This is a genomic window from Streptomyces luteoverticillatus (assembly GCF_003970715.1).
In the GTDB taxonomy this organism is placed as follows: Bacteria; Actinomycetota; Actinomycetes; order Streptomycetales; family Streptomycetaceae; genus Streptomyces; species Streptomyces abikoensis.
The window spans coordinates 6551332-6575403 of record NZ_CP034587.1 but is presented as its reverse complement, the minus strand read 5'-3'; the positions used below and the strand labels follow the sequence as shown (position 1 = coordinate 6575403).

The 24072-nt window shown below is 71.9% G+C and carries 18 protein-coding genes and 1 pseudogene; 10 read left to right on the top strand and 9 right to left on the bottom strand.

Features of this window, described 5'->3' with window-relative positions; translation table 11 throughout:
• Positions 1–82: 82 nt before the first annotated feature.
• The 3 genes from EKH77_RS29170 to EKH77_RS29160 all read left to right on the top strand — a co-directional run bounded on the left by EKH77_RS29170 (position 83) and on the right by EKH77_RS29160 (position 3332).
• Complete coding sequence (locus EKH77_RS29170; protein WP_240667594.1) at positions 83–673, top strand: hypothetical protein; 591 nt, start codon at positions 83–85, stop codon at positions 671–673.
• A gap of 122 nt (positions 674–795) precedes the next feature.
• A complete protein-coding gene (locus EKH77_RS29165) occupies positions 796–2154 on the top strand; it encodes a Dyp-type peroxidase (RefSeq protein ID WP_240667593.1) in 1359 nt (452 codons plus the stop codon).
• Positions 2155–2207: 53 nt separating this feature from the next.
• The gene (locus EKH77_RS29160; RefSeq protein ID WP_126917235.1) at positions 2208–3332 is read left to right on the top strand and encodes a catalase family protein; all 1125 of its coding nucleotides are present in this window, start codon (positions 2208–2210) and stop codon (positions 3330–3332) included.
• A 108-nt stretch (positions 3333–3440) separates the two neighbouring features.
• On the opposite strand, the pseudogene EKH77_RS34865 reads toward EKH77_RS29160, so the two are convergent.
• Positions 3441–3743: pseudogene (locus EKH77_RS34865) on the bottom strand (transposase); the annotation flags it as partial.
• Between the two features lie 462 nt (positions 3744–4205).
• Complete coding sequence (locus EKH77_RS29150; protein WP_126917234.1) at positions 4206–4631, bottom strand: hypothetical protein; 426 nt, start codon at positions 4629–4631, stop codon at positions 4206–4208.
• A gap of 231 nt (positions 4632–4862) precedes the next feature.
• On the opposite strand from EKH77_RS29150, the gene EKH77_RS29145 reads away from it, so the two are divergent.
• The 6 genes from EKH77_RS29145 (at position 4863) to EKH77_RS29120 (ending at position 11224) form a co-directional block, all read left to right on the top strand.
• Positions 4863–5042: a hypothetical protein gene (locus tag EKH77_RS29145; RefSeq protein ID WP_126917233.1), complete on the top strand. Its 180-nt coding sequence runs from the start codon at positions 4863–4865 to the stop codon at positions 5040–5042.
• A gap of 12 nt (positions 5043–5054) precedes the next feature.
• Positions 5055–6218 carry a glycosyltransferase gene (locus EKH77_RS29140; protein ID WP_126917232.1) on the top strand — a complete coding sequence of 388 codons (1164 nt, stop codon included), beginning with the start codon at positions 5055–5057 and terminating at the stop codon, positions 6216–6218.
• A 4-nt stretch (positions 6219–6222) separates the two neighbouring features.
• Positions 6223–6366, top strand: coding sequence for a hypothetical protein (locus tag EKH77_RS29135; protein ID WP_240667591.1), 144 nt, complete (start codon positions 6223–6225; stop codon positions 6364–6366).
• 1943 nt (positions 6367–8309) lie between these two features.
• Positions 8310–9776 carry an NADP-dependent phosphogluconate dehydrogenase gene (gene gndA, locus EKH77_RS29130; protein WP_126917231.1) on the top strand — a complete coding sequence of 489 codons (1467 nt, stop codon included), beginning with the start codon at positions 8310–8312 and terminating at the stop codon, positions 9774–9776.
• Between the two features lie 63 nt (positions 9777–9839).
• Positions 9840–10250, top strand: coding sequence for a nuclear transport factor 2 family protein (locus EKH77_RS29125; protein WP_126917230.1), 411 nt, complete (start codon positions 9840–9842; stop codon positions 10248–10250).
• Positions 10251–10351: 101 nt separating this feature from the next.
• Positions 10352–11224: a hypothetical protein gene (locus EKH77_RS29120; RefSeq protein WP_126917229.1), complete on the top strand. Its 873-nt coding sequence runs from the start codon at positions 10352–10354 to the stop codon at positions 11222–11224.
• A gap of 7 nt (positions 11225–11231) precedes the next feature.
• Here the strand turns inward: EKH77_RS29120 and EKH77_RS29115 are convergent, their stop codons facing one another.
• Both EKH77_RS29115 and EKH77_RS29110 read right to left on the bottom strand, forming a co-directional pair.
• On the bottom strand, positions 11232–11726 hold the full coding sequence (locus EKH77_RS29115) for a hypothetical protein (protein ID WP_240667590.1): 495 nt from the start codon (positions 11724–11726) through the stop codon (positions 11232–11234).
• A 221-nt stretch (positions 11727–11947) separates the two neighbouring features.
• Positions 11948–14500, bottom strand: coding sequence for a sensor histidine kinase (locus EKH77_RS29110; RefSeq protein ID WP_126917227.1), 2553 nt, complete (start codon positions 14498–14500; stop codon positions 11948–11950).
• Positions 14501–14756: 256 nt separating this feature from the next.
• Between EKH77_RS29110 and EKH77_RS29105 the strand changes: the two genes are divergently transcribed.
• Positions 14757–16307 carry a Na+/H+ antiporter gene (locus EKH77_RS29105; protein ID WP_126917226.1) on the top strand — a complete coding sequence of 517 codons (1551 nt, stop codon included), beginning with the start codon at positions 14757–14759 and terminating at the stop codon, positions 16305–16307.
• A gap of 138 nt (positions 16308–16445) precedes the next feature.
• Here the strand turns inward: EKH77_RS29105 and EKH77_RS29100 are convergent, their stop codons facing one another.
• Genes EKH77_RS29100 through EKH77_RS29080 form a run of 5 tightly spaced genes read right to left on the bottom strand, consistent with a single transcriptional unit; the run spans position 16446 to position 23827 of the window.
• Positions 16446–18944: an acyl-CoA reductase gene (locus EKH77_RS29100; RefSeq protein WP_240667589.1), complete on the bottom strand. Its 2499-nt coding sequence runs from the start codon at positions 18942–18944 to the stop codon at positions 16446–16448.
• On the bottom strand, positions 18941–20098 hold the full coding sequence (locus EKH77_RS29095; RefSeq protein ID WP_126917225.1) for an acyl-protein synthase: 1158 nt from the start codon (positions 20096–20098) through the stop codon (positions 18941–18943). Before EKH77_RS29095 ends, EKH77_RS29100 begins: the two co-directional genes overlap by 4 nt.
• On the bottom strand, positions 20095–21240 hold the full coding sequence (locus EKH77_RS29090; RefSeq protein WP_126917224.1) for a GNAT family N-acetyltransferase: 1146 nt from the start codon (positions 21238–21240) through the stop codon (positions 20095–20097). Before EKH77_RS29090 ends, EKH77_RS29095 begins: the two co-directional genes overlap by 4 nt.
• On the bottom strand, positions 21237–22559 hold the full coding sequence (locus EKH77_RS29085) for an MFS transporter (RefSeq protein WP_126917223.1): 1323 nt from the start codon (positions 22557–22559) through the stop codon (positions 21237–21239). The genes EKH77_RS29090 and EKH77_RS29085 overlap by 4 nt, the downstream gene beginning before the upstream one ends.
• Positions 22556–23827: a phenylacetate--CoA ligase family protein gene (locus EKH77_RS29080; protein WP_126917222.1), complete on the bottom strand. Its 1272-nt coding sequence runs from the start codon at positions 23825–23827 to the stop codon at positions 22556–22558. The genes EKH77_RS29085 and EKH77_RS29080 overlap by 4 nt, the downstream gene beginning before the upstream one ends.
• Positions 23828–24072: the final 245 nt, after the last annotated feature.

The window sequence follows — 24072 nt, the reverse complement described above, 5'->3', positions numbered from 1 at the left end:
GGATTGATTGGTGAGGGCGATGGCGCCTCATGTCTGGGCGCTTGGCGACCCCCGGACCGAGCCGTGGCAGGAGGACGGCACGATGAATGCGACGACAGGTGCAACCCAATCGGCTCACCCCGAGCGTCCGGGCAGGTCGGATGGGGTTTGTAGCGAGTTCACCGTCTATACGGAGATCAAGCCGGGCCATGCTGATGCGTTGCGTAAGGATCTCGCCGCGCTCTCCAGCGGGTCGTCTGACAAGGACTCCCGTGCGGCGCTGCGCCAGATCGGCACCCTGCATGACGCACGGCACGTGATCTTCGACAATGACACCCGGTTCATGTTCGCCAGCGTCTTCGACGGCTCCTGGGACACCTACATCGACGACTTCGCCCAGACGGTCGTCGGGGCGAACTTCGACAAGATCTTCTCGCACAGCGTTGGGTTCCCCGGCGTCGCTGACCCAGGGGTGAAGGACTGGTTTGTCGCCCACCAAGCCCCCGCAGAAGCCTTCGTCAGCTCTTATCCCGATCTGACCGTTCAGCAGATCTGGAAGGACCAACGCGTGGACAACGCGTTCCAGGCGGTGCTGGATACCCCCGAGTTCCGGGCGATGCTGGACAACCCGGCCAACGCGGAGCTGGTGGCCACGCCTGCCTTCCAGAAGCTGCTGGAGGAAGCCTCGGCCTAGCAGTCGGACACAACCAACCCTCAGAACGACCCACGATCGGTGGACCGTGCCGGGCACGGGTCGGCCGCTGCGGGTTTGCCCAGGCAGAGGCCGATAGGGCCGATATGGAGGCACAGGCGATCATGAACACGGTGGCAAGGGCAAGCAGCGGCGCAGCCGACATGGGCGTTGAGATCGATGACGTCCAGAGCGGGGCGCTGCGTCCACGGCCCGTGCCCTACGAGGGAAAGTTCGTCTTCCTGCGCGTCGATGACCGCCACGCCGGGCGCGCCCTGCTGCGGCGGCTGCTTCCGGTGACGGCGGGTGGTCTGCCCGACGTGGACCCGAGCCAGGATGCCTGGGTCGCGGTGGCTTTCACCTATGAGGGGCTGAGGGCTCTGGGGCTCCCCCAGGAGTCGCTGGACAGCTTTCCGCGGGCGTTTCGTGAGGGCATGGCCGCTCGGGCGGAGTTGATCGGCGACGCGGGCGAGAGTGCGCCCGCCCAGTGGGAGGCACCGTTCGGAACCGGCGATGTCCACATCGCGTTGAGCGCTCTCTCCTCCGATACGGCACAGTTGGACAAGGAGCTGGAGCGGGCCCGTGTCGCCTACGCGGACACCCCCGGTGTCCAGGTGATCTGGCAGCAGGACGTCCGCCAGCTCCCGACCGGGCGTACCACCTTCGGCTTCCGTGACGGCATCAGCCATCCGAATATCGAGGGCGTCGGGCTGCCCGGCTCCAACCCGCAGGAAGCCCCCATCAAGGCCGGCGAGTTCATCCTCGGCTACCCCGACGAGACCGGCAATCTGCCGCCCATGCCCCAACCCGATGTGCTGGGACGCAACGGGACCTACGCGGCCGTCCGCAAGATCCACACCAACGTGGCGGCCTGGCGGCAGTACCTGCGCGCGAACACCTCCAGCGCCGAGGCGGAGGCGCTCCTGGCGGCCAAGATGGTCGGGCGCTGGCCGAGCGGCGCCCCGCTGACGCTGACTCCGGAGCACGATGATCCGGAGCTGGCGGCCGATCCGCACCGCGTCAACAACTTCCTGTACCGGGAGAACGACGACCGGGGGTACCGGTGCCCCGCCGGTGCGCACATCCGGCGCACCAACCCCCGCGATGCCACCATCATCGGCGACGCGCGCATGCACCGCCTGATCCGCCGTGGCACGACCTACGGCCCGCCTCTGCCGGAGGGCGTGCTGGAGGACGACGGCGCCGAGCGCGGCCTGATCGGAGTCTTCATCGGAGCCCACCTGGAGCGGCAGTTCGAGTTCGTCAAGGCCGAGTGGGTCAACGACGGCAACTTCATCGGCTACCCCGGCGAGAAGGATCCGGTGGCCGGGCATCACGGCGGAACCGGCAGTGTCACCATCCCGGAGAAGCCGGTCCGCCGCCGCCTTCAGAACCTGCCCAGCTTCGTGGTCACCCGCGGCGGCGAGTACTGCTTCGTGCCAGGACTGCGCGCCCTGCGCTGGCTCGCCGAACTTGAGGACTGACAGCGATTCCCCCCTGAGGTCCGATCACGCTCTCCGAGGAGAGGTCGAAGGTCATGGCAGCACAGTTCGTCCGCTACACACCTGACGTCGAAGACGACGACCCGGACTTCGACCGCAACGTTCAGACGGTGATCGAAAAGACCGAGAGCTACATCGCCGAGTCGATCACGGCCGGCGGCACCGGACGAGCCCTCCGCGACGCTCATGCCAAGGGCTACGGGCTGGTCCGCGGGGAAGTGGAGATCCTGTCCGGGCTCCCCGCCGAGTACGCCCAAGGAATCTACGCGACCCCGGGAACCCACGACGCGCTCATCCGTTTCTCCAACGGCTCGCCCCATGCCGGAGCCGACGCACGCCTGGGCGCCGCCACCGGACTGGCACTGAAGATCTTCGACATCCCCGGCCCAACCCTGCTGGAAGACGAACCGGACACAGGCACCTTCGACTACGCCAACATCAACGGACCGGTCTTCTTCTGCAACACAGTCGAGCACTACCTGTTCATCCAGGAACTGTTCCTGGACGCACCGGCCTACTTCTCCCAGGGCCGACCCGGCGCACATCGCTTCTACACCGATTTCGTGACCGGAAAGGGAACCCTGGACCAGGACGACTGGGCATGGGACGAGTTCCTGGCCTTCCTCCGCCTGTCGAAGATCCCTCCGGCGAACCTGCTGCTGTCGAGCTACTGGACGATGGGCGCGGTCCGGCACGGGGACTACATCGCCAAGGTGCGCATCACCCCCGACCCTTCCAGTGCCGCCGCAGTGGTCCGGCGCACCATCGACCCGGCTTCCGCCCAGGAGGTCTTCCGACCGGCCCTGCAAGCCGAGTTGCAGGAGCGGCCCTACGCGTTCGGCATCCAGGTCCAGCTCTGCACCGACCTGGAGCGCATGCCGGTGGAGGACACCACCGTGGAGTGGCCCGAGCAGCTCTCGCCGCCCGTCACCGTGGCCAAGCTGCGGCTGCCACAGCAGGACATCTCCGGCCCGGAGAACCTGGAAAAAATGGACGCACTCTCCTTCACACCCTGGCGGGTCACCGCCGAACACGCCCCCCTGGGCAACATCATGCGGGCCCGCAAAGAGGTCTACCGCCGGTCTTCCATCGCGCGTCACAAGCTCAACCAACAGCCGCGCACAGAGCCCCGAAGCGCCGACGAAGTACTTGGCGCTTGACCCGGCCCACCTCCACGACGGTGCGTCAACCAAGGCCGCTCGCCTTCACGGTCCGCTGTCTTCAACAGCCTGACCGCCGGCCTGGCACGCATCACGTAGACAGGCCAGTTACTGAAGTTTTCGCGTGGGTGTCGGGTCGTGACGGGTGATCGCGAGGCCGGCTTCGGTGAGACAGCCGTCGATCAGGTCAGGCCGGTAGTGGATCTGCCGCAAGCCGTGGCGGAGGGTGCGGGTGAGGTGGTCGGCGTCGGCGAAGGCGGTGTTGGCCAGGGGGCCGCGCCGCAGCAGGGACCAGATGCCCTCGACGGGGTTGAGATCGGGTGCACAGGTCGGCAAGTGGATGCTGGTCAGCCAGTCATGGGCGTCGGCGTACTGACGTATCCCGGCCGCTCGATAGGTGTTTCGGTGGTCGGCGAACTCGCCGGAAGGGCAGTGGGAGGCCGTCACCTCGCGGAACGCGCTGGAGGGGAAGAAGACGATCGTGTCGTGGTCGGGTTCGATCTTGGTCGCGTCGGTGTGGATGCCGAAGTAGCTGTCCGTTCCGTGTGCCGTCAGGACCGTGTACCCATGGGTCAGCGTGTTGTCCATGCCCAGGATCTCGATGACTTGCGGGAGGCAGTCGGCGAGGTACTGGTGGAAGACCACGCCCTGGACAGGCAGGACCAGCGAATCGCGGTCCTTGTGCGAGAGCACGCCGGTCAGCGGGTCCATCACGGTCCCCGCCGTGAAGCCTGCCCGCCGGGAGATGGCGTAGGAGAGCAGAGCATCGGCGCGTGGTGTGCCGAGAAGTTCTCGACGCGACAGACCGGCGTGGGCACCACGGTATGCGGGGCCTGCTAAGCAGGCGACCACCGGTATACGAACGGCAGCACGTCAGCGCCGAGCTCGCCGTCGCGTTCCAGGACTCCTCCATACATACCCACGGCGCCAGACACACCTCGCAGGGGCCCTAGACGCGAACAAACCCCTCGTCCGCCAGTGACTCCCGCCACGGACACCCTCCTTGCACGGGCAGATGCAGACCCCCAGCCTGCGAATTTCCCCTCCGGATACCGCTTCGACGAGGGCGTGCCGCAGTTGTCCGCATGTCCAGCAGCCGAGCACTGACCGCATCCCGGCGGCTACGCCGTCGAGTTCCTCAAGGACATTGCCGACGCCGCAGGCACCGACCACGTCGAACACCCTACGGATGATCTCGAGAACGACGCCGAGCCCGCGGACGAGCGCCTTGACCGCGGCACCCTTGGCGCACGCCTCGCCGGCGTCGGCCACCTCGTCCTCGTCGAGCGCGGCCGGCACCCCAGCGCCTTGGCGAAGGCCGCGGCGGAGGCCAACTCGCCACCGCGCGACCCGTCGCCACGCGCAGAACCCACGCGCAGGTCGCGCGCATGGCGGATCTGCTCGTCGTTGTTCCGATACTGCTCAGCATGGTGGAGCTTCCGCTGGCGCTCGAGTCGTCCTGAAGGAGCCGTTGATTTCTCACGGGATCCGTGGAATCCATGGAAGGCGGGCGATCCGGAGGAGGAACCGATGAGTGGTCACCGCCCCGTGACATACGAGCTGGACGAGGGCTATTCGCTGTTCGTCATGGATGGCGGTAAGCACCCGTCCGCCATGGACACGGACGACTTGAAGATCGCCGACAGTGACGCCTTCGGCTTCATGAACCTGATGGTGTCGGCGGACCCCGTTCCGGACGACCTCCCCTGAGCCGGCGCCTCCATGGCTATGACGGCCGCGGCGGCGTGGCCGGTGCTGCTCCAACTGGCCCCGGCGATCGCGCTGGCCGTCCTGGGCCGCCTCGAACGGGCCAGCCGTCTCCGCGCGGCCAGGCGGTACCGGCCGGCCCGGCGCGGCCATCGGGAGCCGGTGGCCGTGGTGTGCCCCGTCTACCGGGAGGACCCGGCCCTCTTCGGCCGGGCCCTGCGCTCATGGCTGCGCAACGACGTGGCGGAAGTCGCCTGTGTGATCCATGAGAGCGACACCGCGTGTGCCGAGGTGGCACGGGCGCATGGCGTACGAGTGATCACCACGGCGGACCGGGACAAGCGCCGGGCGCTGCGAACCGGCTGGCAAGCGGTCACGGCGGGCCTGGTCGCTCTCACGGACTCGGACACGGTCTGGGCCCGCGATCTCGTGCCCACGGTCAGCGCACCGTTCACGGATCCGACGGTCGGCGGGGTGGCGACCCAGTCGTTCGTCCTGGAACCGGCCACGTTCTGGGAGGAGATCCGCCGCGGCCGAGGACCGATCGTGGTGATGGCCGCCCAGACCGTCCGAGGACAGGCACTGGGCTGCCTCCCCGGCCGCACCGCCGTCTACCGGCGCACCCTGCTCGAACAGGTCGGCCCCGACCTGGTCCAGCAGACCTTCCTGGGCGTGCGCTGCGGCCCCGGTGACGACACGCGGCTGTCCGCCCTGGCCCTCCGGGCGGGTTACCGGACGGTCCTGCAGGCCAACGCGCACGTCTGGTCCCGCTTCCCCGACACCTTCACCGGCCTCGTCCGCCAGAGACTGCGCCACCAGCGCAACAGCTGGCGGGAACACCTGAGCGCCCTGACCGGCGGATGGATCTGGCACCACCCCTACCTCGCACGCTGCGTCACCGTCTCGGTGATCCTGCGCCTGGGATTCCTCCTCAGCACGGCGTACTACCTCTGGCTGGCCACCTCCGGCCACCTCCTCGCACCGGCCGTAGTGGTGACCTACTGGTGCGGCCGGCGTCTCCTGCGCACCAGCCGCCTACTGCACCGCACCGGCCGACGGAGGGCCCTCGCCTTCAAGCTCCTGGCCACCGACGTCCTCTCCCACGCCCTCGACGCCTTCGGGCTCCTCACCATCCGCCGCCAGGGCTGGCTCACCCGCGGCAGCGACCGGACAACGTGAGGGCGTGAGGGACGGCATCCGCAAAGTGTCGGTGAACGGCGACCAATACCAGCGCCTCGTCGAGGATGCAGCGACCCTCGGCATCGACACGGAGATCACCGCCCGCACCCCCGGAACCGGGGGCTTCACGCCCGTCCCGAAACGGTGAGCGGTCGTGAACGGTCACAGCGCTCTCGTGGCCTGGGGCCCTGGCTCGGATGGCCACGACGGGACGGGCGGCAGTGCGGCCGGGGATCGGAGGTATGGCGGGCCGGCCTTCTGCACGAGCGCACTCCCAGGAGGCCGCCATCACTCATGCGGCTCCCACCCCTCGGCGCCCCACAGCCCGCAGCCTGCGGTGTCTCTTCAGTCCTGCCGCTCCAGCGCCGGCACCCTCCCCGGCACGGCGCACCGACCAGCCAGTGACCGACGCCACCTCTGAACGTCGCCCCGGCTCGCCCATGGTGATCCAGCTGTCCGAGCTCCAGCCTCCGACGTGACCGACGAGGAAACTACCCAGCTCGGGGAGGCCCAGGTTGGCGACCGTGCATGCCGCCTGCCGGCAAGACACCCAGTACAGCTCGCCCGTCCCAGCAGGGGCCGCCAGGGCTGAGGGGTCAGTGGTCCAGGTGATGAACATTCAGACTTCTCGGTACCGTCCGTGCGTGGCCGCCCCGCGGGAACGCGCTTGCTGGGACGCGTCCTTCCGTAGCGGCGGCCCAAGAGCCCCTGGCGTGGCCGGAGGGTCCGGAAAGCGCCATGCCACTGCGAGGCAGGGCTCCCACGCCCAAACGCTGAGCCCTCCTCGGTACGAGGGTCTGTCCGGCGTGATCCGCAGACAGGCCCTCGTCCTCGTCGAGCAGACACTCCCCCGGAGCAGCGTCTATGCGCACTGCCTCGCCCCGCGAGCGGCTTGGGGGGTTATCAGGACGCTTTGGGTCAGAAATCTCAGGAGCCAGATCACGGCACGACGGCAGCACCGCTGCCATCCTTTCCACCTGCGGATCACCAATACACCGTTGCCCCTCGTCGAGGGGATACTCGATGAGGCCCAGCAGCGCCCACGCGCCCCCGGGATCTTGGTCGCTACGGAACAGCGCGCCTGCGCGCATCGCGAGCCCCAGTCGCCGACATGCGCCCTCGATACGTCGCCTCAGCCACCACCTCGCCCCTCCTGTCGCGTCGAGAACGATGAGCCGGAGCACAGAAAGATCGCGCCGAACACCGTGCCCCAGTCAGTCCCTCAACGCGAGAACCCCCGCCGACACCTGGCCGGCTGGGGTTCCTCAGCTGTCACATTCCTGTCACCAACTCCGTCGACGCACCTGGACCACAAAGGCCCCACCTGCGTGAACGGCCACGGTCTGGACCACGTGGACGCCAAGAGACGCTTCCGCCTACCTGTGCCATGTGGCACCCAGGGGACTCCCCGCGCCCCACCGGGACCGTAGGCCGTCTCGCCCACCGCGACGCCGTACGACCGGAGGGTGATCGGGCCGTCGGGCGAGTCGAGGAACGCATGCGGGGGCATGCGCGAGTGGCTGCGACAGCCTGGTGGCGACTCGGCCCAGCCGGGTCGCCGACTCAAGAATCACGGCTCCTCAGCCTCACGGCGCCGACACCCCTGCAGTGTCACTGCCGGGCCGGCGCATCCGTCACCCTCCGTAACCCCTGACACGGCATCACTGTCGCCTTCGCCGACGCCACGGCACCGGCCAGGGCCCGCCCGCACATAGCTGACTAGTCGTCAGCTAAGTCAGCATTAAGTCGGCATCGGACCCGTCGGAACCCGCCCCGGACCGCCGCCAAGCGCCACCATCACGCAACCGCCAGACCGTGCCTTCGGGCGGCCCGGGCAGTATCGAGGCCCCGGAACATGGACTACGGCACCTCGCTCCGCATTTGTCCAGGTCACGCAAACGGGCTACAGCAAGGCGACTGGCTCAGGGCATCCTCCAGCGTGCCCCCAGTCGTACTCAAGCCCCCCGTGCGAGCATGCCCGGGCTGCTGCCCGGTCACCCGCGTGGACGATCCCGGGAAGATCCCCGGGACCTGCCGTGTTGACGCACGCACCAGCCTTCGACTGCACAGCGACAGGAGTGGACCACCGCAATGCCCAGCACCCCCGCCACCACGGCAACCGCACAGATCGGCGTCACCGGGCTCGCCGTCATGGGCAGCAACCTCGCCCGCAACTTCGCACGCCACGGCCACACCGTCGCCGTCCACAACCGCACCGCCGCCAAGACCAAGACCCTCGTCGAGCAGCACGGCCACGAGGGCACCTTCGTCCCCGCCGAGACCGCCGAAGAGTTCGTCGCCGCCCTGCAGAAGCCGCGCCGCATCATCATCATGGTCAAGGCCGGCGAGGCCACCGACGCCGTCATCGACGAGTTCGCGCCACTCCTCGACGAGGGCGACGTCATCATCGACGGCGGCAACGCCCACTTCGCCGACACCCGCCGCCGCGAGAAGGACCTCCGCGACAAGGGCATCCACTTCGTCGGCGCCGGCATCTCGGGTGGTGAGGAGGGCGCGCTGAACGGGCCCTCGATCATGCCCGGCGGATCGGCGGAATCCTACAAGTCGCTCGGGCCCCTCCTGGAGTCCATTGCCGCCAAGGCCGCCGACGGCACCCCCTGCGCCGTCCACGTCGGCCCCGACGGCGCCGGCCACTTCGTCAAGATGGTGCACAACGGCATCGAGTACGCCGACATGCAGCTGATCGCCGAGGCGTACGACCTGCTGCGCACCGTCGGCGGGTTCGCGCCCGAGCGGATCGCGGAGATCTTCCGCACGTGGAACACCGGGCGCCTGGACTCGTACCTCATCGAGATCACCGCCGAGGTGCTCGCCCACAAGGACGCCGCCACCGGGCGCCCGTTCGTGGACATCGTGGCGGACGAGGCCGAGCAGAAGGGCACCGGGCGGTGGACGGTGCAGACGGCGCTGGACCTCGGGGTGCCGGTGTCCGGGATCGCCGAGGCCGTGTTCGCCCGTTCCGTCTCCGGGCACAAGGAGCTGCGCGAGGCGGCGAACGGTCTGCCGGGGCCCTCGGCCGAGGCCGCGGCCCTCTCCCCCGCCGCGGCCGAGGAGTTCGCCGCCCGGGTGGAGGAGGCGCTCTACGCGTCGAAGGTCGTGTCCTACGCCCAGGGCTGGAACATGATCGCCAAGGCGAGCGACGAGTACGGCTGGAACATCGACCTCGGTGCCATGGCCGCCATCTGGCGCGGCGGCTGCATCATCCGGGCCGCCTTCCTCGACCGCATCCGCGCCGCGTTCGCCGCCGACCCGCAGCTCCCCACGCTGCTGGCCGACCGTCAGTTCGCCGAGGAGGTCGGCCGGGCCCAGGACGCGTGGCGCGAGGTCGTCGCCACCGCCGTGCGCCGCGGGGTGCCGACGCCGGGCTTCGCCGCCGCCCTGGCCTACTACGACGCGCTGCGCGCCGAGCGGCTGCCGGCCGCCCTGACCCAGGGGCAGCGGGACTTCTTCGGCGCCCACACCTACCGCCGCACCGACCGCGAGGGCTCCTTCCACACCCCCTGGAGCGGTGACCGCACCGAGGAGCAGACCGCCTGACGGTCCGTACGAAGTCGTGCCCCGCGACGCTCCGGCGTCGCGGGGCACCGCTATGGTCGTGACATGCCGGACGTGCCGCGTCACCCCCATGTCGAGACGGCCCTGCGCTATCACGAGGCCGTCGCCCGCTTCGCCACGGGCGAGGAACTCGCCCGGTTCTTCCACGAGGACGCCGTCCACCACGAGCTGCCCAACGCCCTCTTCCCCGAGGGCGTCGTGCGCGATCTGCCCGCCGTCCTGGCCGCGGCGGAGCGGGGTCGCGATCTGCTCTCCGAGCAGCGCTTCGAGGTGACGGGCGTGGTCGCGGCCGGTGACCGGGTGGCCCTGGAGGCCGTCTGGTCGGGCACGCTGGCCGTGCCCCTGGGGAAGCTGCCCGCCGGGCACGTCCTGCGCGCGCACATCGCGACGTTCCTGGAGTTCCGCGACGGCCGGATCATCTCCCAGCGCAACTACGACTGTTACGAATCGGGCTGATCCTCGGTCGGCTCATTCGGGGCTGTGCTGTCCCCGTGACAGCGCACATCATGAGCGGCGTCGTTCAGTACGGGAGATTTCCGCGAGTTCCGGGAGGCCCGATGCAGCACCGCTCACCGTCCCGCCGCACCACCCTCAGATCCGCCCTCGGCACGGCCATCGTCCTGGGTTGCGCCGGCCTCGGTACCGGCACTGCGGCTGCCGCCCGCCAAGGCGGGGTCTTCCGGGACGTGCGCGCCTTCGGCGGCACATGGGAAGGGGTGTACGACGGCCACCGGGCGCGGCTGAGGATCGTCGTCGTACGGCAGTCCCCCAGCACCCTCCACACCCTCTACCTCACCCTCACCGACCTCGACCGGGACGAGACCTTCACCGGCAGCCTCGAGGACCTCCCCGCGACCTCCCACCTGGCCGGCGGCATCGCGCTGCGCGGGTCCGCCGCGCTCACCCTGCGCGCCCTGGTGCTGCACACCCGGGACACCGACCGGCTCTCGGGGACGAGTGTCCGGGACGGCCGCGGCTTCCCCCTGTCCTTCCGCCGCTCCGGCACGGGCCCCGCCTACGTCGAGAACCGGCCGTTCCGCGACTACCGGGACTGGTACGGCGGGTACGCCGGGGAGGGCCACTACGCCGGTGACCTCGACGGCCGTCCCGCCGAGCTGACCGTACGGCGCGAGGACACCCCGGAGGGCACCCTCATCGCCTTCCGGCTGGTGGACGTCGACCGAGGCATGACCTGGGGGACGGCCCTGCGCGAGTCCGAGGTCCGCCGGTGGCCCTACGACCGGCAGCGCGACCCTCTCGCGGGCAGGACGCTGACGCCCGCGCGGTTCCTGGACGAGCCCCTCCAGGTCGACTCCCTGTACTGGCACGGCGCCAACGCCGCGTACGTCTCGGGCGCGAGCGCCGGGCCGGGCGGCCTGTACGGGATGTCCTTCGTCCGGCGGGCCGCCCCTCCCGCGCACGGCCGCTGACCCGCCGTCAGTCGTCGGCGGCGCCGCCCGTCGCCGTGCCCTCCTTGATGTCGGAGATCAGCCTGGTGGCGAGGTCCGACTGCACGCTGAGGTAGGTGTACGTCGGCTTCTTCTCGTCGCCCCAGGTCAGGCGGACCTTCGTCCAGGTGTGCCCGGCGCCGCTGTTGTCGTACGTGACCTGCCAGGCGCGCGGGGTGTTCTGCGCGCGGAGGACGCCGTCCACGGCGTTCTTACGCTCCCAGGTATCCAGGCGGGCGCGGAAGTCCTTGGTGAGGTAGTGCGCGCGCAGGGCGTTGGACAGGGAGGCGTCGGGCGTGCCCGTACGGGCGTCGACGTAGGCGCCGTAGAAGGACGCCACCCGGTCGACGACCGAGGACGTGCCGCCCTCGTGCGTCTGCGGGGCGTCGTCCGCCGCCGTGGCGGCGGACCGGGTGGAGGCCCCGGCGGAGGCCGCGAAGGCGACGGCCGGGACGGTGAGCGCGGCCAGCAGGGCGAATGCCACTCCTGAGCGCCAGGTGGGTCGGGTCGATCGGGTCGATCGGGTCGTACGCATGGCTCCCCCTCGGTTGTCGGGTGTCCTCTGCGGGACCCCCGGGTTGTGGGATTCACCTTGTACAGCGGGCGAGTTGGCGGAACAGTTCCCTCCCGGAACGGCTACCCGGAGGACCGGCTTTATGCGCGGTCCGGGTTTACGCGTGGGCCGGCTCTACGCGCGGCCGGGCTTTACGCGTGGGCCGGGGCGGCGGGCAGGGAGACGACCATCGTCAGGCCGCCCCCGGGGGTGTCCTCGGGGGTGAGCGTGCCGCCCATGGCCTCGGTCAGGCCCCGGGACAGCGCGAGGCCCAGGCCGAGCCCGGTGGTGTTGTCGGTGTCCCCCAGCCGCTGGAACGGCTCGAAGGCGCGCTCGCGGTCGGCGGGCCGGAGTCCGGGGCCCCGGTCGACGACCCGCAGCTCCACCCGGGAGGCGAGGACGCTGGCCGCGACGGTGACCGGGCGGCCGGGCGGGGAGTGCCGGGCGGCGTTGGCCACCAGGTTGGCCAGGACGCGCTCCAGCAGGGGCGGGTCGGCGAGGACGTCGGGGGCCCGTTCCAGGTCCGGGGCGGCCACCTCGCACTCCGGCGCCTCCGGCAGGCTGTCCAGGGCCAGGGGCAGGACCTCGACGAGGGCGGTGGGGCGCAGGCTCAGGGTCAGGGCGCCCGCCTGGAGGCGGCTCATGTCGAGGAGGTTGTCGACGAGGCGGTTGAGCTTGGCCATCGACTCGTCGGCGGTGGCCAGCAGTTCCTCGCGGTCCTCGGGCGAGAAGTCGACCTCTCTGCTGCGCAGGGAGCTGACGGCGGCCCAGCCGCTGGCGAGCGGGGTGCGCAGATCGTGGCTGACGGCGGCCAGGAGGGCGGTGCGCATCCGGTCGGCGGCCCGCACCGGCTCGATCTCGGCCGCCGCCCGGGCCAGCCGGGCGCGTTCCACGGCGGCCGTCAGGTGGGCGGCGAAGGCGGCGAGCACCCGGCGGTCGGAGGAGGGCAGCGCGCGGCCCCGCAGGACGAGTTCGGCGTCCTCTCCTATCGGCGTCCTGATCTCCTCGGTCGGGACGCGCCCTGACCCGGCGCGGGCCATGTCGGTGGGGGGCTCCCGGTCGCGGCCCCGGGGCCGCAGCTCGGCCGACTCCATGCCGAACGTCCGGCGGGTACGTTCCAGCAGGTCGGGGACGTCCTGTTCGCCACGGAGGATGCCGCCGGCGAGCGAAGTGAGGGTCTCGGCCGCGGCGGTGGCGCTCGCGGCGCGGCGGCTCAGGCGCAGCGAGCGGTCCACGACGGCCGCGACGGTGACGGCGAGGAGGGCGAAGACGACGAGCGCGAGGATGTTGTTGGCGCCGTGGATGGTGAAACGGCCCGTCGGCGGGATGAAGTAGTAGTTGAGCAGGAGGGAGGCCGTCAGTGAGGCCAGCAGCGCGGAGGCCACCCCGCCGATGCAGGCCACTCCGACGACGGCGACGAGGAAGAGCAGGGCCTCGCTGGTCAGGTTGAGGGCGACGGCCTCGGCGACCGCGTCCGCGCGCAGCGTCGCGGTCAGCAGGAGGGGCAGGAGCAGTCCGGCCGCGGGTCCGCAGATCCGGCGGACGCGGGAGAGGCCGCTGCCGGGGACGGACAGGCCGCGCCCCCGGCCGGCGCGCTCGTGGGTGACGATGTGGACATCGATGTCGCCGGACATCTCGACGACGCTGTCGCCCACGCCGCGCGCGGCGAGGACGCGGGCCGGCCAGCCGCGGCGGCTGACGCCGACGACGAGCTGGGTGGCGTTCTCGGCGCGGGCGAACTCCAGCAGCGCGGCGGGCACTTGGTCGCCGACGACCGTGTGGTAGGTGCCGCCGAGGCTCTCGACGAGCCGGCGCTGTCCGGCCAGCGCGGCGGGCGAGGCGCCGGCGAGGCCGTCGCTGCGGGTGACGTGCACGGCCAGGAGGTCGCCGCCGGAGGAGCGGGCGGCGATGCGGGCGGCCCGGCGGACGAGGGTGTCGCCCTCGGGGCCGCCGGTGAGCGCGACGACGACGCGTTCGCGGGTCTCCCAGACGCCGCCGATGCCGTGCTCGGCGCGGTAGCGCTGGAGGGTCTCGTCGACGCGTTCGGCGAGCCACAGCAGGGCCAGTTCGCGCAGGGCGGTGAGGTTGCCGACGCGGAAGTAGTGGGAGAGCGCCGCGTCGATCTTCTCGGGGGCGTAGATGTTGCCGTGGGCCATCCGGCGGCGCAGCGCCTCGGGGGCCATGTCGACGAGCTCGATCTGGTGGGCGCGGCGTACGACGTCGTCCGGTACGGTCTCCCGCTGCGGCACCCCGGTGATCTTCTCGACGACGTCGCTGAGGGATTCCAGGTGCTGGATGTTGACGGTGGTCAGCACGTCGATGCCGGCGGCGAGGAGTTCCTCGACGTCCTGCCAGCGCTTGGCGTTGCCGGTGCCGGGCACGTTGGTGTGGGCGAGTTCGTCGATGAGGGCGACGGCGGGGCGGCGGGCGAGCACGGCGGCGACGTCGAGTCCGGTGAACTCCAGGCCCCGGTGGTCGTGGCGCAGACGCGGCAGCGTCTCCAGTCCCTCGAGCATCTCCTCGGTGTGCGGGCGGTGGTGGCACTCGGCGTAGGCCACCACGACGTCGGTGCCGCGCAGGGCGCGGCGCCATCCTTCGTCCAGCATGCGGTACGTCTTGCCGACTCCGGGGGCAGCGCCGAGAAAGACCTTCAGTCTGCCGGGGCGGATGCCCGGAGTTTCAGGCGGAGCGCCGGCCTGGGCCATGGGTGTTCCTTCTGTCGGGGGCGAGGCGGGTCGCCCGGTGTGGAGGGGTACACGGCCATCGTCGGCCGATCCGGCCCGTGGGCGGCGGTACGGGGGCCGACGTTGACGCGTTCCTGACTTCGCCAGGTCACGGGCGGGGCGGGGACCGGGGGACGGGGTGGAACCCGGTGGATTTCTTCGGGGCGTGCCGGGAAGCCTGGTCGGCGGCAGTGCGGCCTGCGAGCCGCTCCAGCGCGCCGGATGGGGGAAGCCTCACGTGACCGCTCTGACCGCTGTGCTCCTCCTGGTCTCCTGCGCCACGCTGATCGCCACGGGCGCCCGGCGCTGGCGGGTCCCCGCGCCCTCGCTGCTGGTCGTCGGCGGGGTGCTGATCGGGATGTTGCCGTGGGTGCCCGCGATCCGGATCGCCCCGGAGACGATCAGCGTCGTGGTGCTGCCGCCCCTGCTGTTCGCCTCGGCCGAGGAGATATCGTGGCGCGAACTGCGGCCGGTGTGGCGGCCGGTGACCGTGCTGGCCTTCGGGTTGGTGCTGGCCACCGCGGCGGCCGTGGGCGTGGTTGCCTCCGCCGTCACCCCGTTGGGCGGCTCCACGGCCTTCGTCCTCGGCGCGGTGCTGGCCAGTACGGACCCGGTGGCGGTCACGGCGCTGGGGCGCCGGCTGTCGCTGCCGCCGCGCGCGCGGGTGCTGGTGCAGGCGGAGAGCCTGTTCAACGACGCCACGTCGCTGGTGCTGTTCAAGGTCGCCGTCGCCACGGCCGTGACGACGGGCGCGGTGTCCCCGGTGGCGTCGGGCGGCGCGTTCCTGGTCCTGGGCGGTGGCGGGGTGCTGGTCGGCGGCGCGGTCGCGGGGGCCGCGGCGCTGATCCGGCGGCGCACGGCCGATCCGGTGCTGGTGACGGTCGTCGCGCTGGTGACGCCGTACGCGGCGTACGCGCTCGCCGAGGACCTGGGGGCGTCCGGGGTCACCGCGGTGGTGGTGGCGGGTGTGGTGCTGGGCAGCACGGGCCACGGGCTGACGAACGCGGCCGTCCGGCTTCAGGTGCACGCCGTCTACGGCACGGTGGTCTTCCTGCTGGAGAGCGTGGTCTTCGCCGTCATCGGGCTGGAGCTGCCGGCGCTCGTTCACGAGCTGGGCTCCGCCGGGCGCGGCTGGCCGCTGGGGGTGCTGGCGATGACCGGCACGGTTCTGACGACCCGCCTGCTCGGCATCCTGCCGCTGTCTGTGCTGACACAGCGCCGGCAGGGCGACGGGCGGGTGTCCTGGCGCGTCCCGGCGGTGCTGTCCTGGGCGGGCACCCGGGGAGTGATGCCGCTGGCCGCCGCGCTGTCGATCCCGCTCACGGCGGAGGGTGGCGCGCCGCTCCCCCACCGTCCGCTGATCCTCGTGCTCACCACGGGCGTCGTCGTCCTCACCCTCGTCGTCCAGGGTTTCACCCTGGCCCCGGTGGTCCGCTGGTCCGGCATCGCGCTGGAGCCCGAGCACACGGCCCACGAGGAGGCCCGCTGCCGGGCCGCTCTGGCCGAGGCGGGCCTGGCCTGCCTCGCCGAGCTGGAGTCCGTGGAGGCGGCCTCCGCGACCGTCATCGACCAGCTGCGGCGGGGATTGCTGGCGCGGCTGGACCAGGCGGACGCCGATCACGACGGCGACAGCGTCTCGGCGGCCGACTACCGCGAGCTGCGACGGGCGGTGATAGCGGCGGAGAGCGCGGAGTTGCGGCGGCTGTACGAGGGGAATCGCGTCAGCGATATGACGCGGCGGCGGGTGCAGCGGGCGCTGGACCTGGAGGAGGCGGGGCTGGGTGAGTGAGGGGTTTGCCCCTGTCCCGCCCCTTCACCGTTTCCGAGGGGGCTCCGCTCCCTCGCACCCCGGGTGGGGGTTCGGGGGCGAAGCCCCTGAAAGAAACGGGAAGGGGTGGGACAGGGGCGAGCGCCGCAGGCCCCTCGTCTACTGCCGGCAGTCGACCACCGACCGGAGCTTCCCGGTCGTCGCCGTGCGCGCGAACTCCGCCGTGTCCGCCACCTCGACGTCGAGGTCGAGCAGCCGTTCCTCCACCGCCGAGCGCAGCTCCGGGTACCCGGCCAGCAGGGCCGTGCGCAGCGCGGACGGGTCGGCCGAGCGCTCCACGCGGACCGTGAGGCGCTCGCGCGCCGTGCCGTTCCCGAGGAGGACCTGAAGTTCCCCGGCGTAGCCGCAGTCTCCCTCCGCGAGGGTCACGAAGCGCCCGTGGTTGAGGAAGTACGTCGCGACGCGCATCACGTCGCCGAGCCTGCCCAGCAGTTCGAAGCGCGGGGCGTGGTTGCCGCAGGGGCAGCGGCCGGGGACGGCGCGGCCGAGGTCGCCGATGACGTAGCGGTCGAGGCGCTGGCCGCGCCGGGCGTGGGTGGTGAAGACGAGACGGCCGGTCCCGCCGGGTGCCACGGGCCGGTCGGCGTCGACGTCGAGGATCTCCAGCGTGTGGAGGTCGGCGTGGAGGTGGTGGACTCCGCCCGCGCTCTCCACGCACTGGTAGCCCAGCGGGCCGAGGTCCGTGCTGCCGTAGGTGATGGAGCGGACGGTCTCGATGCCGAAGCTCTCGGCGAGCACGCGGCGCTGCTCGGCCGTGAAGTGCTCCCCGCCGTAGAAGATCTTGCGGATGCCGCCGTAGGAGCGCAGCAGGTCGCTCTGGTCGTGAAGGAGCTGCCAGAGGTAGGAGGGCATCCCGAAGAGGGTGTCCGCCTCGTGGGCGACCAGGGCCTCGGCGGTGGCGCGGTGGTCGGGGCCGGCCGCGATGGGCATCTGGGTGCCGCCCAGCCGCTCCAGGATGGAGAAGAAGCTGATGAAGCCGCCGTACATGCCGCCGCAGTAGAAGAGGTTGGCGGTGCGGTCGTGCTTCGGGTCGTAGCCGGCGGCGAGCAGGCCGCGGGCGGCGGCGCGCATCTGGGTGTCGTAGTCGTCGTAGGTGAACAGGGACAGGGCGGGGGTGCCGGTGCTGCCGCCGCTGCGGAAGTACAGCTCGGCGTCGCGCCGGTCGACGGAGCCGTTGAGCTCCTGGACGGCGGCCTTGTCCAGCAGCGGCCCGGTGGGCGTGGGCAGCGCGGTCGGGCGGACCAGGTCGTCGAGGCAGGCGACGGTGGCGAAGCGCTCGTCGGCCTGGACGGCGACGCGGCGGCTGTAGCGCTGGAGCGCGTAGACGCCGTCGTGGGGCTCGCCCGCGTAGCTGCCCAGCATGGAGCCGACGGGCGTGACGCGGGTGGCGCCGGCGGCCAGGGCGAGACGGGAGAGCTCCGCTATGTCGGCGCGGGTGCCCGCGACGCCGGCGGTCTGGAGGTAGCGGCGCATGGGGCGCAGCGTGGCGAGCATCCGTTCCCGGGGCAGGGGCTTGACCCAGACGCTGCGGTGCAGCGGGGAGGCGGTGAGCGCGGGGCGGGTGTCGGCCATGACGCGCCAGGAGCCGTCGGGGGCCGTGTGGACGCGGGTGAGGCCGAGGTGTTCCTCGAGGCGGGCGATGAGCTCGGTGGTGGTGAGCTCGGCCTGTTCGGCGGTGTCCAGTTCGTCGCCGGACGGGCCGGGGGGCGCGGCGGCGAGGGCGGCGGCGAGGCGTTCGGCGAAGGCGAAGACGTCCTTGTCGTCGTCGGTGTCGAGGTAGACGACCTGGGGGCTGGAGCAGGCCTGCTGCTCCAGCAGGCAGACGTCGGCGGCGAGGGCGGCCAGGGTCGCCTCGTCCCGCCAGGCGTCGCGGGCGAGGTAGGCGAAGGAGATCTTGTGGCCCCACTCCACCAGGCGGCAGCCGGGCGGCACGTGGGCGGCCACGCCCTCGACGGCGGTCTCGCCGCCCCAGACGGCGACGGCGTCGGCGGGCGCGCACATCAGGCGCAGCCACTCCTGGCGGGAGGAGGAGAAGCGCAGCACGATGACGCGCCGGGCGATGGCCCCGCTCTCGTCCAGCGCGGCCAGTTCGGCGAGGAGGTGCTGGGCGAGGAGGGTGTCGGCGCCGGACGTCTTGAGGATGTTGACGTTGCCGGCGAGCAGTCCTTCGACGAGGCTCAGGGGCGCGACGGAGGCGGCGTTGCCGGGGGCGATGTGGGCGACGAGGCCGACGGGGGCCCAGGCCTCGTAGACGGTCTCCTTGGCGTCGGGGCGGTTCAGGCGCTGGGGGGCGGTGCCGCCGAGTTCGCCGCGGAGCTTGCGGGTGAGTCCGTCGCGGGCGAGGAACGCGCCGAGTTCGGCGAGGAGAGTGCCGTCCTCGCCCTCGGGCAGGTGGGTGGCGAGCCGGGCGCGGGTGGGGTGGGCGGGGTCGAGGAGGGCGGTGGACAGCGCGTCGCAGGCGGCGAGGACGGTCTCGGTGTCCAGGGGTTCGGCGAGCGCGGCCTCGACGGTGGCGGGCAGCGCGGCGAGGCGCCGGCCGGCCTCCTCGTCGTCGATGAAGGCGCCCTGCCAGTAGTGCGGGTTGGTCTCGGTCGTCACGACATGCCCTTCATCAGTTCGGCGGCGGCCACCGCGCAGCTCTTGTTGCGGCTCACTCCGGCGCGGCCGTGGATGGTGAACCAGTCGGTGTCCAGCTCGCAGCCGCACTCACCGCCGGGGTGGAGGGAGGCCAGGTCGCCCATGACGACGCTCTGCGCGGGCACGGACGTGATGTACGGGGAGACCAGGTGGAGGTAGCCGCGCTCGCCGTACCCGAGCGGCTCCAGCGTGCGGGTGGACCGGATGAACACGCGGGACCAGACGGGCGCGTGGAGGTTGTGGTGCGAGCACTCGATGTAGGGGACGCAGTGCTCGACGGAGCCGAAGGTGTCGCGGATCCGCTCGGAGGGCACGCCGAGCTGTTCGGTGACGCGGGCGTACAGCTCGTGCTTGCCGATCTGCCGGTCGGTGTGGCCCTTCCAGCCGCCGCCGAGGACGATCAGGGAGCCCTCGGGGAGGTTCAGGGGCGGAAGGCCCATGGCCCGCATCCGTTCCAGGGTGAACCAGAGGAACGCGGGGAAGCCCAGGATGCGGACGGGGACGTCCTCCTCGGCGAAGCGGCGGAGCGCGGCGACGCAGCCGAAGGGGTCGAACTCGTGGCCGCCGCCGGTGTTGCGGAGGGCGTACTCGACGCTGCGGGCGGGGGCGAAGTCGCAGAGGTAGTTGTCGGTGAAGGAGGTGCCGAGCTTGAGGTCGGGGGCGGGCTCGTAGCTGTAGAGCAGGTAGTTGACCGGCTGATCGGGGGTGATCCAGCCATTGCGCTCGAAGATCCGGGCGACCATGCGCTGGGCGGAGCGGATGGTCCACTCGTCGAAGAACATCTGCGACTTCTGCCCGGTGGTGCCGGACGAGGTGAGGTGCAGGTGGACGTCGTCGCGCGGGATCGACAGGACCTCGTGCCGCTTGAAGAAGTTCGCGTGCACCAGGGGCGCGCGGTAGGGCTCCTCGGGGGCGGTCCCCTGGTACAGCGAGCGGAAGAACGGGGAGCGTTCGGCGTGCCAGGCGTGGCTCTCGGCCATGGCGGCGGCGAAGAGCTCCTCCTCGGCGGGGCCGGAGGCGTAGGGGTCCGTCAGGTCGCACAGGCGCTGGACGTGCGGCAGCAGCGCCGGGTCGGGGACGTCGACGGGGGCGAGATGGGGGTTGACGGGTGTCATGAGGCAACCTCGAGGGTGGGCAGGTAGGTCGACGCCCAGGCCGCCGCGTAGGCGTCCAGGAACGGCTGGAGGGGCGCGTCGACGACCACTTCACGGAAGTCGATCTGTTCGGCGGTGCGGGACATCACGACGTAGTCGTGGAAGCCGTCGCCGTCGGACTCGGGGCGCATGGCCGGGTAGAGGGCGCTGGGGATGAAGCCCTGGGCGAGGAACGCCGAGAGCGCTCCGTGCTCGGAGAGCGGCACCAGCGCCTCCACGTAACCGGCGCCCGCGCGGGTGAGCGTGCGGGTGATGGGCTCCAGGTAGTCGGCGGCCGCGGCCGGGTCGGGCGCGGCGGCGATCAGGGAGCAGTAGCGTCCGGTGCGGTTGAGGTAGGCGTAGACCTCGAAGCTGTCGTCGTCGGACGCCAGCAGCGCGTTGGGGGTGTGCAGCGGGTAGAACCAGCGCTCACTGTCGGGGAAGCGCTCGTGGAAGCGGCGGCGGACGAACGAGGGGGCCTCGATCATCTCCAGCCGGGCCGCCGTCGTGGGGCGGGCGGGCACCGTCTTCGGCGCGGTGCGCCGGACGTGCCCGTAGTCGATGCCGAGGCTCGCGCCGACGGTGCGCAGGAGGGGGCCGAGCGGTGCGGGGACCTCGGCGACGGGGAGCCGCCGGTCCAGCACGCCCGGCGAGTGACGCGCGTAGAGTGCGAGGCTTTCCCGGCTGTTGAGGTCGACGGCGTTGGGCAGGACGCCCATGGGCCGGAAGCCGTTGCGGGACACGACGCGCTGGGGGCCGGCGCTGACGGTGCGGACCGTGGCGTAGACGGAGTCCAGGCGCCCGGTGTCCAGCGTCCGCCGGCACAGCTCGTCGGTCAGGGCGTGGGCGAGGCCGCCGGAGCGGCGCTCGGGGTGGACGGCGAGCCCTTCCAGCCGGCCGACGCGGCTGCCGGCCTCGCCGTGGACGGCCGCCGACGCGGCGAGCCCGCCGGAGCCGGAGTGACGGGCGACCAGCCAGAGGGTGTGCGGGTCGGCGATGAGCCGGGACATCTCGGCGGGGTCGGTGCCCAGGGCGGTGGGGTAGTGCGGGCCGTAGACGGCGTAGTAGAGCTGGCGCAGTTCGGCGATGTCGGCGGGCGTGGCCCGGTCGATCGTGACGGTCATCGCTTTCCTCCGGTGACCACGGGCTCGGACGGGTGAGCGGGGACGTCCTGGGCGGCGTCGGCGGTCTCGGCGGCGGCGCCGGTGTCCGGGTCGCGCAGGAGGGCCAGCGCGCAGGCCGCGGGCAGGAGTCCGGCCGCCTGGATCAGGCACAGGGTCTGCGGGGAGAGCCGGTCGCCCAGCAGGCCGAAGAGCAGGGAGGCCAGGGGGAAGGTCGCCCCGAGCACGGCCTGCATGACGGCGAAGAAGCCCGGCTTGTCGGCGGTGGGGACGAGCCGCTGGAACAGCGCCACGAACCGCACCCCGATGACGCCGACGCACCAGCCCGCGACGACCAGGCAGCCCGCGAAGACGAACCGTCCCGTGAACAGGCCGGGGGCGGCCAGGGCCAGGCCCATCAGGGTCAGCAGCCACGCGCCGAGGGTGGTGGGCCGGCCGGGGACGCGGGCGCCGGTGAACGAGCCGATCAGCGTGCCCACACCCAGCGACGCCTCCAGCAGGGCGACGGTGGAACCGCCGTCCGCCAGGACGGACTTGGTGTACAGCGGGATGACGACGAAGACGGCGGTGGTGAAGAGGTTCGCCGCGGTGAAGCAGAGCAGGATCCGGCGGACGAACGGCAGCCCGGCCAGGATCCCCCGCAGCGACCGGCGTCCACCGGCCTCGCCCTCCCCGGCGGCATCCTCCGCGCCGGGCGCGGCGGCCTGGGCGCGGAAGCGGACGGTCGTGATCAGCGCGGCCGCGACGAGATAGGCGCTCGCGCAGCCGACGGCGAGGCCCGCCACTCCGGCGGCGTCGACGATCAGGGCGCCCATGAGCGCGCCGCCGAGGCTCGCCAGCGACTGGGTGGACATCTCGAAGCCGGTGGCGGCCTCGATGTCCTCGTCGTCGACGAGTTCGGGCACGGAGGTGGTCAGGCAGGGGTCGAAGAAGGCCTGGCAGGCGGCCAGGGCCAGGGTCGCGGCGTAGGCGGCGGCGAGCGGCAGCCCGCCCGCGTACGCCCAGACGGCGAGGGCCGCCGCGGCGGTGCCCGCCGCCCCGGCGGCCGCGCGCAGCACGGAGCGGTGCGCGAAGCGGGCGACGGACCGGGCGACGACGGGCGCGAGCGCCACGGCGGGCAGCGTGCTGACCGCCATGAACAGCCCGGAGGCGAGCCCGCGTCCGTCGGCGACGGCATAGGCGATCAGCCACCAGGAGACGCCGACCTGGAACATCCGCACGGCGGCCTGGGTGAGCACCTGGGCCAGCCAGACCGTGCCGAAGGCGCGGTTGCGCAGGACGAGGGGCGGGCGGCGGCCCTCGTCGGTGGTCACGGCGGTCATGCGGTGGGCCTCTCGTCGATGACCCGGACGAGCTTGCCCGAGCGGGTGTTGACGACGAGGTCGCTGTTGCGGGCCCACTCCACGGTCAGGGGGTGGACGAAGCCGGCGGCCACGCTGTCGGGGTAGAGCGGACGGACGGTGTTGAGCCGTTCGGTGACGGCCTCGGCGAGGGGTTCCAGGCCCGTGGGGTCGTCGTCGCCGGGGGCGGTGGCCAGGCGCAGCACGAGGCCGTCGCGGCCGTCCCAGCGGCGCACCACGAGCTGAGTGCCCGTCACCCGGCCGTCGGTGTCGGCCTCGGCGACGGCGTCGAGCGCGTCCTGCGAGTAGAGGGAGACGGGTCCGACGCGGACGCCCTCCTCGGCGCGGCCGAGGATGCGGAAGTGTCCGGCCTCGACGTCGGTCCACTCGGCGCGGTCACCGGCGGGGAAGCGGATGACGGGCATGAGGCGGCGGAAGAGCTGGGTCACCACGACGCGGCCGGGGCGGCCGGGTTCGTGGATGGGTTCCCCGGTGGTCTCGTCGAGGATCTCGACGATCGTGTGCGGGGTGAAGACGCGGTGCACCCGGGGGTCGGGCCCGGGGACGGGGCAGCCGAGGAGGCCGGCGTCGACGCTGGCGTAGCCGAGGGAGCGCGGTTCGGCGTTGGGGAAGGCGGCGGCGAGCAGGCGTCGCTGGTCGGAGAAGAGCGCCTCGCCGCCGAAGAACAGCAGTTCCACGGCGGGGAGCTGACGACCCGTCGCGATCAGGTGCTCGGCCAGCCGGCAGAGGGTGGTCGGGGTGCCCGCCACCACCTGGGCGCCGAGGTCCTCAAGGGTGGGGACGGTGGTCTCGAGGGGGGCGCCGCCGCCGATGGGCAGCCGGACGTTGTCGACGGGCGCGTGGGCGAGCGAGTCCAGGACGAACAGGAAGCTGGCGTAGAGCTCGCCCGCGTAGAAGAGGTCGGCGACCCGGTGGCCGGGGCGCAGCCCGGCCTCGACGAGTCCCCCGCCGAAGGCGGTGACGAAGTCGCGCCACTCCTCGCGGGTGTAGCAGGAGAACTTGGGGGCGCCGGTCGTGCCGCCGGTCTTGTAGACGACGGCTTCGCCGAGGGGTGCGGTCAGCACCCGGTTGTCGCCCGGGGTGTTGGCGGCCCAGAAGGCGCTCTGCTCCACGACGGGCAGGTCGGTCAGGTGCCGGACGTCCGGGGGGAGGTCGGCGTAGAGCTCCGCGTAGAACGGTGAGTTCCGGCGGGTGAAACGTATGAGGTCCGATAGCGGGTGAACGGACATGCGGCCTTTGCCTAGGTGATGCGGACAGGGGTGCGTGTCTCCGGGGCACGGCGAAGGCGCGGCGAGGACTGCGGTCGCTCGCCACGTGCCGGTGCCCGTGTGTTCCGCGAGAGGCGTGCGGTACCGCTCTCGGCGTCGCTCCGGCGTCAGGGTCTGACGCTCGGTCACGAGGGAACGTCGTAGAAGATATCGCAGAATCCGCCCTCTGCTCACCACATGTCAGGTGAAGGTGGCGCGAAACCTCT